This window comes from Ferrovibrio sp. (assembly GCF_046297895.1).
Taxonomy (GTDB): Bacteria; Pseudomonadota; Alphaproteobacteria; order Ferrovibrionales; family Ferrovibrionaceae; genus Ferrovibrio.
In genome coordinates this window covers 346,571-361,882 of record NZ_JBKBHC010000002.1, presented here as the reverse complement: position 1 = coordinate 361,882, position 15,312 = coordinate 346,571, and the positions used below count along the sequence as shown (strand labels likewise).

The 15,312-nt window shown below is 64.9% G+C and carries 14 protein-coding genes; 8 read left to right on the top strand and 6 right to left on the bottom strand.

Annotation, left to right across the window (positions count from 1 at the left end; translation table 11 throughout):
• The first annotated feature begins 250 nt into the window (after positions 1-250).
• The 4 genes from groES (at position 251) to ycaC (ending at position 4,122) form a co-directional block, all read left to right on the top strand.
• A complete protein-coding gene (groES, locus tag ACK4FK_RS04325) occupies positions 251-565 on the top strand; it encodes a co-chaperone GroES (protein WP_409741599.1) in 315 nt (104 codons plus the stop codon).
• A gap of 48 nt (positions 566-613) precedes the next feature.
• Positions 614-2,263, top strand: a complete 1,650-nt coding sequence (gene groL / locus ACK4FK_RS04320) for a chaperonin GroEL (protein ID WP_409741596.1) — start codon at positions 614-616, stop codon at positions 2,261-2,263.
• Between the two features lie 93 nt (positions 2,264-2,356).
• Positions 2,357-3,346 (top strand): LysR family transcriptional regulator, encoded by a 990-nt coding sequence (locus ACK4FK_RS04315; protein WP_409741594.1) that lies wholly within the window; start codon positions 2,357-2,359, stop codon positions 3,344-3,346.
• Between the two features lie 131 nt (positions 3,347-3,477).
• Complete coding sequence (gene ycaC, locus ACK4FK_RS04310; protein ID WP_409741591.1) at positions 3,478-4,122, top strand: isochorismate family cysteine hydrolase YcaC; 645 nt, start codon at positions 3,478-3,480, stop codon at positions 4,120-4,122.
• A 72-nt stretch (positions 4,123-4,194) separates the two neighbouring features.
• Here the strand turns inward: ycaC and ACK4FK_RS04305 are convergent, their stop codons facing one another.
• Both ACK4FK_RS04305 and ACK4FK_RS04300 read right to left on the bottom strand, forming a co-directional pair.
• Positions 4,195-5,229 (bottom strand): methionine synthase, encoded by a 1,035-nt coding sequence (locus ACK4FK_RS04305; protein ID WP_409741588.1) that lies wholly within the window; start codon positions 5,227-5,229, stop codon positions 4,195-4,197.
• Positions 5,230-5,348: 119 nt separating this feature from the next.
• Entirely contained in the window at positions 5,349-6,383 is a 1,035-nt protein-coding gene (locus ACK4FK_RS04300; RefSeq protein WP_409741586.1) for a GlxA family transcriptional regulator, read from the bottom strand.
• Between the two features lie 144 nt (positions 6,384-6,527).
• On the opposite strand from ACK4FK_RS04300, the gene ACK4FK_RS04295 reads away from it, so the two are divergent.
• The 3 genes from ACK4FK_RS04295 to ACK4FK_RS04285 all read left to right on the top strand — a co-directional run bounded on the left by ACK4FK_RS04295 (position 6,528) and on the right by ACK4FK_RS04285 (position 9,311).
• Positions 6,528-7,595, top strand: coding sequence for a class I SAM-dependent methyltransferase (locus ACK4FK_RS04295; RefSeq protein WP_409741584.1), 1,068 nt, complete (start codon positions 6,528-6,530; stop codon positions 7,593-7,595).
• 11 nt (positions 7,596-7,606) lie between these two features.
• Positions 7,607-7,831, top strand: coding sequence for a hypothetical protein (locus ACK4FK_RS04290; protein WP_409741581.1), 225 nt, complete (start codon positions 7,607-7,609; stop codon positions 7,829-7,831).
• A 100-nt stretch (positions 7,832-7,931) separates the two neighbouring features.
• On the top strand, positions 7,932-9,311 hold the full coding sequence (locus tag ACK4FK_RS04285; RefSeq protein WP_409741580.1) for an MATE family efflux transporter: 1,380 nt from the start codon (positions 7,932-7,934) through the stop codon (positions 9,309-9,311).
• 20 nt (positions 9,312-9,331) lie between these two features.
• Here the strand turns inward: ACK4FK_RS04285 and ACK4FK_RS04280 are convergent, their stop codons facing one another.
• Positions 9,332-10,609, bottom strand: a complete 1,278-nt coding sequence (locus tag ACK4FK_RS04280; protein WP_409741577.1) for an MFS transporter — start codon at positions 10,607-10,609, stop codon at positions 9,332-9,334.
• A gap of 204 nt (positions 10,610-10,813) precedes the next feature.
• On the opposite strand from ACK4FK_RS04280, the gene ACK4FK_RS04275 reads away from it, so the two are divergent.
• Positions 10,814-12,010: a M20 aminoacylase family protein gene (locus ACK4FK_RS04275; protein WP_409741574.1), complete on the top strand. Its 1,197-nt coding sequence runs from the start codon at positions 10,814-10,816 to the stop codon at positions 12,008-12,010.
• 59 nt (positions 12,011-12,069) lie between these two features.
• Here the strand turns inward: ACK4FK_RS04275 and ACK4FK_RS04270 are convergent, their stop codons facing one another.
• The 3 genes from ACK4FK_RS04270 to ACK4FK_RS04260 form a co-directional block, all read right to left on the bottom strand.
• On the bottom strand, positions 12,070-12,864 hold the full coding sequence (locus tag ACK4FK_RS04270; RefSeq protein ID WP_409741572.1) for a MipA/OmpV family protein: 795 nt from the start codon (positions 12,862-12,864) through the stop codon (positions 12,070-12,072).
• A 121-nt stretch (positions 12,865-12,985) separates the two neighbouring features.
• On the bottom strand, positions 12,986-13,231 hold the full coding sequence (locus ACK4FK_RS04265) for an AbrB/MazE/SpoVT family DNA-binding domain-containing protein (RefSeq protein WP_409741570.1): 246 nt from the start codon (positions 13,229-13,231) through the stop codon (positions 12,986-12,988).
• A gap of 143 nt (positions 13,232-13,374) precedes the next feature.
• Positions 13,375-15,288: a sigma 54-interacting transcriptional regulator gene (locus ACK4FK_RS04260; RefSeq protein ID WP_409741567.1), complete on the bottom strand. Its 1,914-nt coding sequence runs from the start codon at positions 15,286-15,288 to the stop codon at positions 13,375-13,377.
• Between the last annotated feature and the right edge of the window lie 24 nt (positions 15,289-15,312).

Sequence of the window (15,312 nt, the reverse complement as noted above, 5' to 3'; positions counted from 1 at the left end):
GGTCTCCGTCCTGTCGCCCCGGCAGGCTAGCCGCCCCGGCCGGACGCGTTAACACCCGGGGCGGCCATGGAAAAATTATGGCGGAATCCGGGCAGCCCTCCTTGACGGACGGGACGGGGCTGCTTAAGTGTCTGGCGCTCTCCGACCGAGAGTGCTAACAACCGGGTGAAATTAACGATAACGCGTTGATTTTACTAGGTTGAATGAAATTCTGACCCTGATCTATGCGACAACACTCAAGGAGGATCGCATGAAGTTTCGTCCGCTGCATGACCGCGTGGTGGTGAAGCGCGTTGCCGAAGAAGAGCGCACCGCCGGCGGCATCATCATCCCGGATACCGCCAAGGAAAAGCCGATGCAGGGCGAAGTGATCGCCGTCGGCCCGGGTGCCCGCGACGAGAACGGCAAGGTGCAGCCGCTGGATGTGAAGGTCGGCGACCGCGTGCTGTTCGGCAAGTGGTCGGGCACCGAGGTGAAGCTCGATGGCGAAGAGCTCCTGATCATGAAGGAGTCCGACATCATGGGCGTGCTGGAAGGCGCCGCCGCGAAGAAGAAGGCCGCCTGATCGGCTGCCTCAAGCAAACAGTCAGATTAATTCCAAGGAGAAACAGCAATGGCTGCTAAAGACGTCAAGTTCGGCGCCGATGCGCGTGGCAAGATGCTGCGTGGCGTCGACATCCTCGCCGATGCCGTCAAAGTGACGCTGGGCCCGAAGGGCCGCAACGTCGTGATCGACAAGTCGTTCGGCGCTCCGCGCATCACCAAGGACGGTGTCACCGTCGCCAAGGAGATCGAGCTGTCCGACAAGTTCGAGAACATGGGCGCGCAGATGGTGCGCGAAGTCGCCTCCAAGGCCAATGACCAGGCCGGCGACGGCACCACCACCGCCACCGTGCTGGCCCAGGCCATCGTGCGCGAAGGCGCCAAGGCCGTTGCCGCTGGCATGAACCCGATGGACCTGAAGCGCGGCATCGACCTCGCGGTCGAGAAGGTGATCGAGGACGTGAAGTCCCGCGCCAAGAAGATCGCCGGCGCCAAGGAAATCGCCCAGGTCGGCACCATCTCGGCCAACGGCGATGCCGAAATCGGCAATATGATCGCCAAGGCGATGGAAAAGGTTGGCAACGAGGGCGTCATCACGGTTGAAGAGGCCAAGAGCCTGGAGACCGAGCTGGACGTCGTCGAGGGCATGCAGTTCGACCGCGGCTACCTGTCGCCGTATTTCATCACCAACGCAGAGAAGATGCTCTGCGAGATGGAAAACCCCTACATCCTGTTGCATGAGAAGAAGCTGTCGGGCCTGCAGGCCATGCTTCCGGTTCTGGAAGCCGTGGTGCAGACCGGCCGTCCGCTGCTGATCATCGCGGAAGACGTGGAAGGCGAAGCCCTGGCCACCCTGGTGGTCAACAAGCTGCGCGGCGGCCTGAAGGTTGCCGCCGTGAAGGCGCCGGGCTTCGGTGACCGCCGCAAGGCCATGCTGGAAGACATCGCCATCCTGACCGGCGGCCAGCTCATCTCCGAAGACTTGGGCATCAAGCTTGAGTCGGTCACCCTGCAGATGCTGGGCACCGCCAAGAAGGTGTCGATCGACAAGGAGAACACCACCATTGTCGGCGGCGCCGGCAAGAAGAAGGACATCGACGCCCGCTGCGCGCAGATCAAGGCGCAGATCGAGGAGACTTCCTCGGACTACGACCGCGAGAAGCTGCAGGAGCGTCTGGCCAAGCTGGCCGGCGGCGTGGCCGTCATCAAGGTCGGCGGCGCCACCGAGGTCGAGGTGAAGGAGCGCAAGGATCGCGTTGACGACGCCCTGCACGCCACCCGCGCCGCGGTCGAGGAAGGCATCGTTCCGGGCGGCGGCACCGCCCTGCTCTATGCCACCCGCGCCATCGACAAGGTGAAGGTTGAGAACGGCGACCAGAAGCATGGCGTCGAGATCATCCGTCGCGCCCTGCAGGCGCCGGTCCGTCAGATCGCCGAGAATGCCGGTGTCGACGGTGCCGTGGTTGCCGGCAAGCTGCTGGAGTCGAAGGATACCAACTGGGGCTTCAACGCCCAGACCGAAGAGTATGTCGACCTGGTCAAGGCCGGCGTGATCGACCCGGCCAAGGTCGTGCGCGTCGCCCTGCAGGGTGCGGCTTCGGTTGCCGCGCTGCTGATCACCACCGAAGCCATGGTGGCCGACAAGCCGGAGCCGAAGGCCCCGGCCGGCGCCCCCGGCGGTATGGGTGGCATGGGCGGCATGGGTGGCATGGACTTCTAAGTCCAAAGCCCATCAGTCCTGCACTGATAATGAGAAGGCCCGGTCGCAAGACCGGGCCTTTTTCGTTACGCGCGGCTCGTCTAGATTCTGTCGATGACCCAGCGCTACGAGGACATCCTCGCTTTCTTGGAAGTGGTGAAGGCCGGCGGCTTCACCGCTGCCGCCGCGCGGCTGGCGCTGTCCAAATCCGTTGTCAGCGACCGCGTGCGCAATCTTGAGAATGCCTTGGGTGTCGAACTGCTGCGCCGAACCACGCGCAGCGTGACACCCACCGAGCGCGGCTCCGAACTGTTTGAGACGCTGCTGCCGCTGGTGCAGGGTATGGAAGAGGCGGTGGATGCCGCTGCTGCCAAGGACGGGCCGCTGACTGGCCGCCTGCGCATGACGGCGCCGGTCAGTTTTGGTGTGGCCTATCTGACGCCGATGATCAGCGGCTTTGCCAAAGTCCATCCCGAACTGGAGATCGCACTGGATTTCGACGATCGCGCCGTCGACATCATAGGGGCTGGTTACGATCTCGCCGTGCGCATCGGGAATCTTGACGATTCATCATTGCTGGCGCGCAAGCTCTGCGAGAGCGAGCGTGTGGTCTGCTGCAGTCCCGCTTACGCAAAACAGCATGGCCTGCCGAAAAGCGTGGAGGATCTCTCCCATCACGCCACGATCGATTATGCCAACACGCATACCGACCGGCTCTGGCGGTTCGAGCCGGTCAAGGCCGGGGGCGATATGCGCGTGGTCGAAACCCGCAGCCGCCTCGTCGCCAATAACGGCGAGGCGATGCGCGACATGGCGATTGCCGGCCTGGGCATCACCGTGCTACCGCGCTTTATCGTCGCCGATGCCCTGCGTGGCGGCGCGCTGATCGAGGTTCTGCCCGAGGCCGTGCCGACATCCTATGGGATCTACGCCGTCTATCCACCGACCCGCCACATGCCGCGCAAGCTGCGGGCCATCGTCGACCATCTGGCCGCGGCCTTCGCCGGCACGCCGCCCTGGATGGCATCCGGGCCAAAATCGGGTGCCGGCCGCGCGAGAATCCACAAAAAAGCGGCCCAAACGAAGAAATCTTCGCGTCCTTGATTGTTCGGCCTGACCGGACAGTGAGTCCGAAACGACCCGTCTAATCGGGCCGTATGGTGTCGAGTAGCTTCCATCTCGCCGGACGACACCGGTGACGGATAACCCACTCCTCCACGCAAGGACCCACGATCATGACCATCCAGACCATCTCCCCGAAGAGCTACAACCGCCTCGACAAGGACAATGCCGTTGTCCTGCTGGTGGATCACCAGGCCGGCCTGCTCTCGCTGGTGCGCGACATCGACCCCGACAAGTTCCGCAACAACGTGCTGGCCGTGGCCGATCTTGCCAAGTTCTTCAAGCTGCCGACCATCCTGACGACCAGTTTCGAGAGCGGTCCGAACGGCCCGCTGATGCCGGAGCTGAAGGCGATGTTCCCGGATGCGCCCTATATCGCCCGCCCGGGCAACATCAACGCCTGGGATAACGAGGACTTCGTGAAAGCCGTGAAGGCGACGGGCCGCAAGCAGCTCATCATCGCCGGCGTCGTCACTGAAGTCTGTGTGGCATTCCCGGCACTCTCGGCGCTCGCCGAAGACTTCGACGTCTTCGTGGTGACCGATGCTTCGGGTACCTTCAACGAGATCGCCCAGCAGGCTGCCTGGAACCGTATGAGCCAGGCCGGCGCCCAGCTGATGAACTGGTTCGGTGTCGCCTGCGAGCTGCATCGTGACTGGCGCAATGACATCGAAGGCCTGGCCAAGCTGCTGGCTGACCATATCCCCGACTACAAGAACCTGATGACGAGCTACTTCGCCAATAATCCGGCGAAGTGAGCGGGGCGTGGCCCGCGAAAGGCCCGGTCACAAGACCGGGCCTTTTTCGTGTTTCCTGAGGTATCGCCTGTCTCAGCCGAACATCTCGCGCGCCAGCCTGGTGCCCGCCCCAAGCGCCGCCACCTTGGCGATGGCCACCTCGCGCGACAGCGGGGCCAGGCCGCAATTGGTGCAGGGGATGATGCGTTCCTTGGGCACATACTGCATCGCCGTCCTGATCGTCTCGGCGATCTGCTGCGGCGTCTCGATGGCATCGGTCGCCACATCGATCACGCCCACCATCACCTCCTTGCCCTCAAGGAGTTTCATCAGGTGCGGCGGCACGCGGGAATTGAAGCATTCCAGCGAGACCTGGTGGATGCGGCTTTTCGCCAGTGCCGGGAAGAAATCCTCATACTGGCGCCATTCGCTGCCCAGGCCCTGTTTCCAGTCGATATTGGCCTTGATGCCGTAGCCATAGCAGATATGCACGGCGGTCTTGGTCTTCAGGCCGTCGATGGCGCGGTGCAGCGCGTCGATGCCCCAGCCGGCGGCCTCTTTCGTATAGGCGTTGAAAGCGGGCTCGTCGAACTGGATGATGTCCACGCCCTCGGCTTCCAGTGCCTTGGCTTCCTGGTTCAGCAGATCGGCAAAAGCCATGGCGCATTTCACCCGGTCGCCGTAATGGCGGTCGGCCACCGTGTCCATGATGGTCATCGGGCCGGGCAGGGTGAACTTGATCGGCAGTCTGGTATGTTCGCGCAGGAACCTGCCTTCCCAGGGATGGGCGCGGCCCTTCAGTTTCAGCTCGCCCACCACCTGTGGCACCATCGCCTTGTAGCGGTCGGCGCGGATGCCGATCTCCACCTTGTGGGCGCGGTCGATGCCCTCCACATTCTCGACAAAGCCGTGCACGAAATGCTGGCGCGACATCTCGCCGTCGCCGATCACGCTCAGGCCCGCGTCTTCCTGCCGCTTGATCCACAGCAAAGTGGCGTCGCGCTTGGCGGTTTCCAGCGCCTCGCCGCTCTGCTGCCATTGCGGCCACAACTTGTTGGTCTCGGCCAGCCAGAAGGGTTTCGGCAGGCTGCCGGCCAGGGTGGCGGGGAACAGAATCGGTGCTGCCATTTTATTTTCCTCCCGGAACTATGCTTCGGCGCAATCTAGTCCGCGCGGCGGCGGATGCAAACCGCCGTGACGTCAATGCCGGCGCGGACCAATCCGGAGCACGCCGATTCCGATCCCGTCTAATCCCGCTTCGGCTCGGTATCCCGCGCGGAATAGTCGGGCACCTGGAATTGCCGGCGGTAGCTGCTGGGCGACAGGCCGGTGACGCGCTTGAACAGGCGGCGGAAAAACGCCGGCTCCTCATAGCCAACCTGCCAGCCAATCTCGTCAACCGAATCGCCGGTGCGTTCCAGCCGGCGCTTGGCCTCTTCGATGCGCAGGCGCTGCACGTAATCCAGCGGAGCATGGCCGGTGGCATTGGTGAAGCGGCGCTTGAAGGTGCGCGTGGCGAGTCCCGATTGCCGCACCATCTGCTCGACGGGATCGGCCACGGAATAATGCGTCGCCAGCCAGGTCTGCGCCGTCAGGATGGCCGCGTCGCCATGGTCGCGCCGGCCTTCGAAGGCGATGAAGGGTGCGAGCCCGTCGCGATGCCATTGCAGGGCAAAAAACTTCGCCACCGCCTGGGCGGCGGACGGGTTGACGTGGCGCGCGATCAGGTAGAGGCCCAGATCGTGCCACGACATCGAGGCGCCGCAGGAGATGAACTGCTCGCGATCGCCGGCCACCACCAGGGCCTTTTCCGGGCTGAGCGGAATATTGGGAAACACCTTCTGGAAATGTCGGCTGTAGACCCAGTGGATCGTGCTCGGGCGGCCATCGAATAATCCGGTCTCGGCCAGCAGGAAGATGCCGGAACAGGCGGAACACAGGATCGCGCCGTCCTCGTATCGCTGCTTCAGCCAGGTCACCAGCGTTGGATAACGGCCAGTCTGCCATTTCTCCAGGACCAGGGCGGGCACGATGATGATGTCGGTGGTCGTCACGTCCGCAATGGCACGGTGCACATGGGTCGGCGTGTCGCCGGCCAGACGCTGCTCGCCGGCCTGTTCGCCCACGATCTCGACCTCGAATGGCGGGTAGTTCGTCGCCGAATCGAGGATGCCCTGCATGGTGCGGAAGGCATTCAGCAGGTCGTAAAGCCCGTACAGCACCGAAACCGAGGCCTCGGGCATGGCGATCAGGCTGACATGCAGGCTTGGCGGAGACGACATTCCGGCACCGATGGCACGTTTGAACCGGTATTGACAAGTTACGCTCTCAACAACGCGACCGGCAACCGTCAATGTGCCGCCCGACCCGCAAGCGGGCCGCTAAACCCCACTCCCCCGAAGTAGTTTACGCATCAGGTGACGGTAATGAACGCGATCAACATCAATCAGGACAAGCTGCATGCGCTGGTCGGCATGGCCGTGGCCGATATGTCGGCCAGCAACGGCGGCGTGATGATCAGCATCGGCCATAAGCTCGGCCTCTACAAGGCCATGGCCGGCGCCGGGCCGCTTACCTCGGCTGAAGTGGCCCAGCGCGCCGGCTGCGCCGAGCGGTATGTGCGCGAGTGGCTGAACTGCAATGCCGCGGGCGGTTACGTGATCTATCATGCGGCCGAGCAGAAATACGAGCTGTCGCCCGAGCAGGCGATGATGCTGGCCGAGGAAAGCAGCCCGGTCTTCATTCCCAATGCCTGGGAGGTGACGGCTTCGCTGTGGTTCGACGAGGCCAAGACCATCGCGGCCATCAAAACCGGCAAGGGCGTGGCCTGGGGCGATCATCATCACCGCCTGTATTGCGGCGTGGCCGCCTTCTTCCGCAACGGCTACCAGGCCCATCTGGTGCCGGAATGGCTGCCCGCCCTGGAGGGCGTGGTATCCAAGCTTGAGGCCGGCGCGCGGGTGGCCGATGTGGGCTGCGGCCACGGTCATTCCGCCATCATCATGGCGCAGGCTTTTCCGAAGTCCCGGTTCTGGGGCTTCGACGTCCATGAGGGGTCGATCGAGGCAGCGCGCGAGAACGCCAAGAAGGCCGGCGTGGCCGACCGCGTTACCTTCAGCGTGGCCAAGGCCGGGGACTATCCGTCGCAGGATTATGACCTGATCTGCTTCTTCGATGCGCTGCACGACATGGGGCATCCGGATGTGGCGCTGCGCCATGCCGCCAAGAGCCTGGCGCCGGACGGCACGGTGATGCTGGTGGAGCCCTTCGCCAACGACAAGGTTGAGGACAACCTAAACCCGATCGGACGCATGTACTACGCTGGCTCCACCGCCCTGTGCTGCGCCCATGCGATTTCGGAGAACGGGACCCACGTGCTGGGCGCGCAGGCCGGGGAAGGCCGGTTGTCGGAACTCGCCCGGGCCAATGGCTTCACGCGGTTCCGTCGCGCCACGGCAACGCCCTTCAACCTGATCCTCGAACTGCGGCGCTGATCTTGCAGGCCGTGGTCTGGGCAGCGATCGGCCGCCGCGCCGAAGATCGTCAGGCTGGCTGGCTGCGGCGCTTGGCGCAGGCGCTGCGCATCCAGCGTCGCCGCCGCGCGGCACGGCGCCTTCTGGCGCGCATCGATCCCCGCACCCTGCGCGATGCGGGGATCGATCCCGTCGCCGCGCATTACGAAGCCACCCGGCCCTTCTGGATCGCAGAGCGGCGTCTCAGGGACCTCTGATCCGGGCCAATGATCAGGGATCGCCGAGGACCGGCGGCCGCGTGTCACGCCGCGGCCGCCGAACCCTTGTCCGTCAGCAATGCAGAACAGGAATGATCCGATGTCGACGATTGATACCGAGTTTGCAGTCCGTACCGATGCCGGCGCGAGTTGGGCGCTCTATGCCGGAGAGGGACGGTCGCTGTTGCGTCTGGCCCTGCCGATTGCCCTTATCGCCCTGGTCAACATGGGCATGAGCGTGACCGATACGGTGATGGTGTCGATGCTGTTCGGTGCCGATGCCCTGGCGGCGGTGGCGGTCGGCAGCGATCTCTATTCCATCATCTTCTATTTCTGTGCCGGGACGCTCGGCGGTCTGGCGCCTTTCTATACGGCGGCGGTCACGCGGGCCGACACGGCTTCCCGCGCCAAGCTCGAGCGCATGGGCTGGGTCATGGTCGCCCTGCTGGCGCTCCTGTCGGTCCCGGCGGTCTGGTTCGCGCCGGCCTGGCTGGAATATCTCGGTCTCGAGCGCGGCCTGCTCGATGAGGGTGCGGGATACACGCGCAGCATGGCGCTGACGCTCATTCCCATGCTGGGCGTTACGTTCTACCGCACTATCCTCACGGCGGCGGAAAAGCCGAAGGTCTTTCTTTATGTCACGATGGCGATGCTGCCGTTGAATGCGGTCGCCAATTATGTGCTGATGATGGGCGCTGGACCGATCCCTGCCTTCGGCCCAACCGGCGCGGGCCTGTCCACTCTGCTGGTTGCAGCGGCAACCCTTGCGGCGCTGCTGTTTGTGGCGCGGCGCGCCGCCGCGGCGATACCGGCGACAGCCCCGGCCAGCGCACCGGTCGAGCACCATGGTCTGGGTGCCGTGCTGCGCGTCGGCCTTCCCATCGGCGTGACGATGCTGACTGAGACCGGCATCTTCCTGGCGGTCACGCTCTATGCGGCAGTGCTCAGTGCAGCCGATGTCGCCGCCCATACGCTGACGCTCCGGCTGTCGGGCATCCTCTATGCCGGATCGGCAGCCATGCTTCAGGCCTCCATGGTACGTATGGCGCGGGCGGCGACGCTGGAAAATGCGGCGATTGCCCGGGCGGTCGTAACCAGCAGCCTTCTCATATCGCTGAGTGCCGGCGCGGCGCTGTTCGCATTGATGGCCGTCAGCGCAGAACCGCTGGCTGTCTGGTTCTTCGATTCCAGTACTGCGGGAGTTGCCGCGGCCAAGGTTGCGGTCGGTCTTCTGCTCTTACTCGGGCTGCTGGAACTGATCGTCTATCCCGGGCTGGCGGCGCTGGGGCTGCTACGCGGCCGCAAGGATACCGCCGCGACGATGACGTTCAAGCTCGTCTCCTACTGGGGGATTGGCGCACCGCTCGGCATCTGGCTTTGCGAGGTTCAGAACCTTGGCGTAACCGGGTTGTGGATCGGCCTGGTCACCGGAGCCGCGCTCACCACGTCGCTGACAATGTGGCGCCTCTTCAGCCGCTAGCGGCAGGCGGTGGCTGCGGATTATTCCGCGGCCACCGCCTCGCGCTGGGCGGCCAGCACGCGCTCGGTCGGCCGCGTATTCATGAAAAGCTGCATCACGCCGGCGGCCGCGCCGATACCGGCGGCAAGCTGCCAGGCCAGCGTGTAGGAGCCCAGCGCGTCGTAGATCACGCCGCCGGCCCAGGCGCCGAGGAAGCTGCCCACCTGATGACTGAAAAAAGCGATGCCGGTCAGCGTGGCGAGATACCGGATGCCGAAAATCTGCGCCACCAGGCCGTTGACCAGCGGGATCACCCCCAGCCACAGCGTGCCCATCACGGCGGCGAAGACCAGCGTGGAGAAACTGCTCACCGGCAGCATGAAATACAGCGCGATGGCCACCGAGCGCGCAATATAGATCAGGCCGAGCAGCATGGGCTTGTGGTAACGGTCGCCCAGCCAGCCGAACAGCCATGAACCGAACACGTTGAAGGCGCCGATCACCGCCAGCGCCTGCGCGCCCAGCATCGGGTCGGCGCCGCAATCGGCCAGGAAGGTCGGCAGGTGAGTGGTGAGGAATACGAGCTGCAGGCCGCAGACGAAAAAGGCGGCGGCCATCACGATATAGCCGCCATGGCGCCGCGCCTCGGCCAGCGTGCTGCGCATCGTCTCGGCCTGGCCACCGGCGGGGCCGCCGACGGGTACCTTGTCGGCGCGGCCGCCCATCAGGGCTGCCGGCAGCATCGCGGCGGCCAGCGCCACGAAGGCGAACATCGCCATCTGCCAGCCGCTCGACTGGATCACGCCCTGGGCCAGCGGCGCGCAGAAGAAGGTGCCGATGGAGCCGGCCGCCGAGACCAGACCGAAGGCCAGGCTGCGGCGTTCTGGGCGCACGACCTTGGCGGCGATCTTGGCGGCGATGCCCGATGTGGTGCAGGCCAGCGCCACGCCGATCATGGCGCCCGAGCTCAGCGTGATCATCCAGGCGGCATCGGCATAGGCGGTGATGATCAGGGCGGCGGCATAAAGCAGGCCACCAAACAGCGCGATCATGCGCGTGCCGTATTTGTCGACCAGTGCGCCGGCAAAGGGTTGCGCGATGCCCCAGACGATGTTCTGCACCGCCAGCGCGAAGGCAAAGTCGGCAGCCGAGATGCCGATGTCGCGGGTGATCGGCTGCATGAACAGACCAAGGCTCTGGCGCATGCCCATGGCCAGCGACAGCATGATGGCGGCGCCGGAGAGGATCGACACGCTCTGCCACTGGCTGAGCGAATCGTGGTGGAAGGGCACGCGGGGCGACAGGCTGCGGGTGGCCATGGCTAGGGCTCGTTATGATTATTGTCTCGGGACGGCCTGACGGACAGGCAGGCGGGATGATGGGGCCGGTCTCCGTTTTAGTCCAGAGGCAGTAATGTACCGGTGCAATTCGCGGCCGGGTCCTCTTGCCAGCCGGCCGGCTTGGTGCTGTGCTGGATCCAGCTTTCCCGGCCATAAATACCAACGCACCAAAAGGTAACCGTCATGAGCAAGGACCTCCTGAAGGAGATGCAGGCCTATCGCGAGGAGCTCACCGCGATCCGCCACGACATCCACAAGCATCCGGAAACGGCCTTCGAGGAAAACCGCACCGCCGACATCGTGGCGGCCAGGCTCACCGAATGGGGCATCCCGATCCATCGCGGCCTGGGCAAGACCGGCGTGGTCGGCACCCTGAAGGGCAAACGCCAGGGGCAGCGCGCCATTGCCCTGCGTGCCGACATGGATGCCCTGAACCTGCAGGAAAAGAACACCTTCGCGCATAAATCCGTGCATGACGGAAAGATGCATGCCTGCGGACATGACGGCCATACCACCATGCTGCTCGGCGCTGCCAAGCACCTGGCGCAGAATCCCGATTTCGCCGGCACGCTGCATTTCATCTTCCAGCCGGCCGAGGAGGGCGAGGCCGGCGCGCGGGTGATGATCGAGGATGGCCTGTTCGAGAAATTTCCCTGCGACGCCGTCTACGGCATGCACAACATGCCGGGGCTTCCCACCGGCCATTTCGCCATCCGGCCGGGTCCGATGATGGCGGCGTCGGATACCTGGACCGTCAAATTCCGTGGCACCGGCGGCCATGGCGCGATGCCGCAGATGGGCACAGATCCGACCCAGCCGGCGGCGAATTTCATCACCGCCACCCAGGGCATCATCGGCCGCAATGTCTCGCCGCAGAATGCCGCCGTGATCAGCGTGGGCCATATCGCCGCCGGCGCCTATGGCTCGCCCAACGTGATCCCTTCCGAAGTCCTGATCCGCGGCACGGCGCGCAGCTATACGCCGGCCGACCGCGACCTGCTGGAACGGCGGCTGGCCGAAGTGGCACAGGGCATCGCCCAGGCCCATGGCTGCGGCGCGGAATATCATTATCTGCGCCGTTATCCGCCGCTGGTGAATGCGCCGGAACAGACCGCCCTGGCGCTGAAGGCCGCGGCGCTGACCGTGGGCGAGGCGAAGACCGATGGCGATGTCGAGAAGCTGACCGGCGCCGAGGATTTCGCCTTCATGCTCGAGAAAAAGCCCGGCGCCTACATCCTGATCGGCAATGGCGGCAGTATCGAGGATGGCTCGTGCCATTACGTGCACACGCCACATTACGACTTCAACGACCAGATCCTCGTCACCGGTGCGGCCTACTGGGTGAATCTGGTGAATGTGGAACTCGGCGACGCGGCCTGACGGACGATGTCGTGATGGCCGGACCCGGCGATCTTATCCGGTCCGGCCAAGCGATATGTCTACCAGATCCAGCTATAGCTGAGTGTCAGGCCGAATCTGGCCTGCGTGGCCGAACCGGCCTGATCGACGATCGGCGAGTCTGCTGCGTCGCCGCCGATCTGCTCGATCCCGGCGAAAGCCCCCAGCCTGACTTGCCGCGTCAGCTTATAGCCGAGGGCTGCATTCAGTCCGTAGCTGACAAACATGCCGTCCGCATCATAGCGGCGATAGCCGGAGCGCGCCGCCTGGCTGGCGTCGATACCAAAATAGGTTTCGGTGAAGTCACCGCTGGCCAGCGTCAGTTTTGGGCCGATGTTGAAATCCAGCTTCTCGGTTAGGTCAAAGCGCCGGTTGAGCCAGAATTCGCCGATGACCGCCTCATGCCCGCCGAAGCCCTGGCGCAGTTCGGCGCCCATGCTGAGCTTGGCGACACTGTATTTTACAAAGGCGCCGGCCTCACCGGCCGGATCGACGTCGCCCAGGCCGCGCAGGGCATCATCGTCATCCTGATCGCGGCCAAACCGGTACTTCAAAACCGGGCCGGCGCTAAGGTTTCCGTCGCGCAGCAGATTGGCACCCAGGCCATCGCGCGTAGAGAGGAAAACGCGGTCGGCATAACGCAGATCGAGCAACGGCAGCGCACTGACATCGTAGTCGTCCGATCCAAGATAGCTTGGCGCCATCATGGTGCCGGCACCTAGCGTCAGGCGCCAGTCGGACTTCCCGGCACCGTCATTCTGCGCCAGGGCCGGCGGCACGGCAGCAAGCAATGTGACTGAAACAACGGCTCCGGCAAACAGGCGGCTCAATGCCATGATTTTCCCTTTAATATCCTGCAACAGCGGTTGAACGACGTCGCATAGATATGCCGGGAAGGAAATCTGGCGAGAGTAGGCCGGTTGTGACCTTCATCACACCGGCAGCAGGATGCCCGGATCAGTGCCCCAGTCTGGCGTAGCGGTCGCGCACGGCATCGGCCAGCGCGCTGTCGCGGCCGGTACTGCCATGATGGCCGTCGGCCTTGGCCCTGGCGGATTTGGGATGGGCGCGCAAAGGCCGCAGCAGCAGGCCGTCGGGCCGGTCCTCGATACTGAATTCGGTGCCGGCGCGCCAATGGTGGCTGCCGATCAGTTCGGCGGGCAGGATCAGCCTGCCCTGTTTGTCCAGACGAATGATGGCCATGATCGCCTCGCAGCAGGAGAAAAGCATGCGCAGGCAACGGCGGCGGGCCCGGGACGGCCTGCTGAGTGAAGCGCCTAATGCTTTGGCAGACAAGAGGGTGGGAGTGCCAGCCAGCACCACCAGCCTTTGTGGTTTGCCTGGAATCAGGGCTGCTGGGCGGGGCTGCTGCCTGCCTTTTCGGCAAAGCCGGTGCGGGAAAGGCCAAGCGCCTTGATCCGCGAGGCCAGCGTGGTCGGCTTCACCCCGAGCAGGGCGGCGGCACCATCGGCGCCGAACACCTTGCCGCCGCAGGCGGCCAGGGCGGCGCGGATATTGGCGCGGTCGCGTTCGCGCCGATCCTCGTCGGTCAGCAGGCCGCCATGGGGATCGGCCGCGGCCGGCGCCTGGCGCTGTGGCAGCGCCGCCTGCGGCAGTTCAATGCGCAGGCGCCCGTCGCGCGCCAGGATGGCCGCCCGCTCGATCACGTTTTCCAGTTCGCGCACATTGCCGGGCCAGTCGTAATGGCTGAGCCGCCGCGCGTCGCCTTCGGTCAGGCGCAGGCCGGCGGTCTTGAGCTTGCGGCTGGCGCCGCGCAGGAAATGCGCGGCCAGCAGCGGGATGTCCTCGCGCCGCTCGCGCAGGGGCACCGATTCGATCGGCACCACGTTCAGGCGGAAATACAGGTCCTCGCGAAAGCGCCCCAGCCGCACCTCCGATTTCAGGTCGCGGTTGGTGGCGGCGATCACGCGCACATCCACATGGCGGGTGCGTTCCTCGCCCACGCGCTCGAACTGGCCTTCCTGCAGCACACGCAGCAGCTTGCCCTGCAGTTCCAGCGGAATCTCGCCGACCTCGTCGAGGAACAGCGTGCCTCCATCGGCCAGCTCGAAGCGGCCGATGCGGTCCCTCAGGGCACCCGTGAAGGCGCCGCGGACATGGCCAAAGAACTCGCTCTCGAACAGTTCGCGCGGGATCGCGGCGCAGTTGACGCGGATCAGCGGTCGGTCGCTGCGCTTGCTTGCTTCGTGAATGGCGCGCGCAATCAGCTCCTTGCCGGTGCCGCTCTCGCCGGTCACCAGCACGGTGGCATCCGTGGGCGCCACCAGTTCCACCTGGCGTAGGATGTTCTGCACAGCGGCCGCCTTGCCGATGATGCCGCGATGATTGCTTTCGGCGCGGATTTCCTCCTGCAGGTAGGCGTTTTCCAGTTCCAGCTTCTGGCGCAGGCTTTCCACTTCCTCCAGCGCTGCGCGCAGCTTGTCGTCCGCCTCGCGCTTCAGGCTGACGTCGCGGAACACCACCACAGCGCCGACCAGGGCGCCACGGTCGCGGATCGGCGTCGAGGTGTATTCGACCCAGAACGGCGTGCCGTCGCGGCGCCAGAACACCTCGTTGTCCACCGTGTGCACATGGCCGTCGCGGAAAGCGCCGTAGATGGGACAGTCGTGGCCATGATAATGCGAGCCGTCGGGGTGGCTGTGATGCACCATCGAATGGATGTCCCGGCCAACCAGTTCCTCGGCGCTCCAGCCCAGCATGCGTTCGGCCGCCGGGTTGACGAAAGTGGTCTTGCCTTCGGCATTCACGCCGTAGATGCCTTCGCCCGCGGCGCGCAGGATCAGCTGGTTTTCGCGCTCGATGTCGCGGAAGAAGCGTTCCACGCGCTGCCATTCCGCCAGGCCGCCGCGCACGTAGTGATCGGCCTCGTCGTCGACATTGTGCCGGCGCAGCTCTTCCAGATCCTGCGCGATCAGCAGCAGGCACGGCGGCCGCCCGGCTTCGCGGCCCTCCAGGGCCGCGCCGAGATATTCCACCTTCACCTCGCCGCCGCCGGCATGGCGCGGGCTTAGGTTCCGCGTCCAGTAGCGGCCCTTGGCCGCCACCGCCTCGCTGAACACGATCAGCGCCGGCCGCTGGCCCGGATGCAGTTCGGTCATCTTCAGCGCGCAGAGCGCGGCGCGGTCGTACCCCAGCAGACGACAGGCCGCCGGATTGGCGTCGATGATGCGGTCCAGCGCCGGGTCGATGGCCAGCATGGCCTGGGGATTGGCTTCGAAGGCGCAGCCGAAGTCGTCCATGACGTGCTCCTTCCGGGCAGCTCG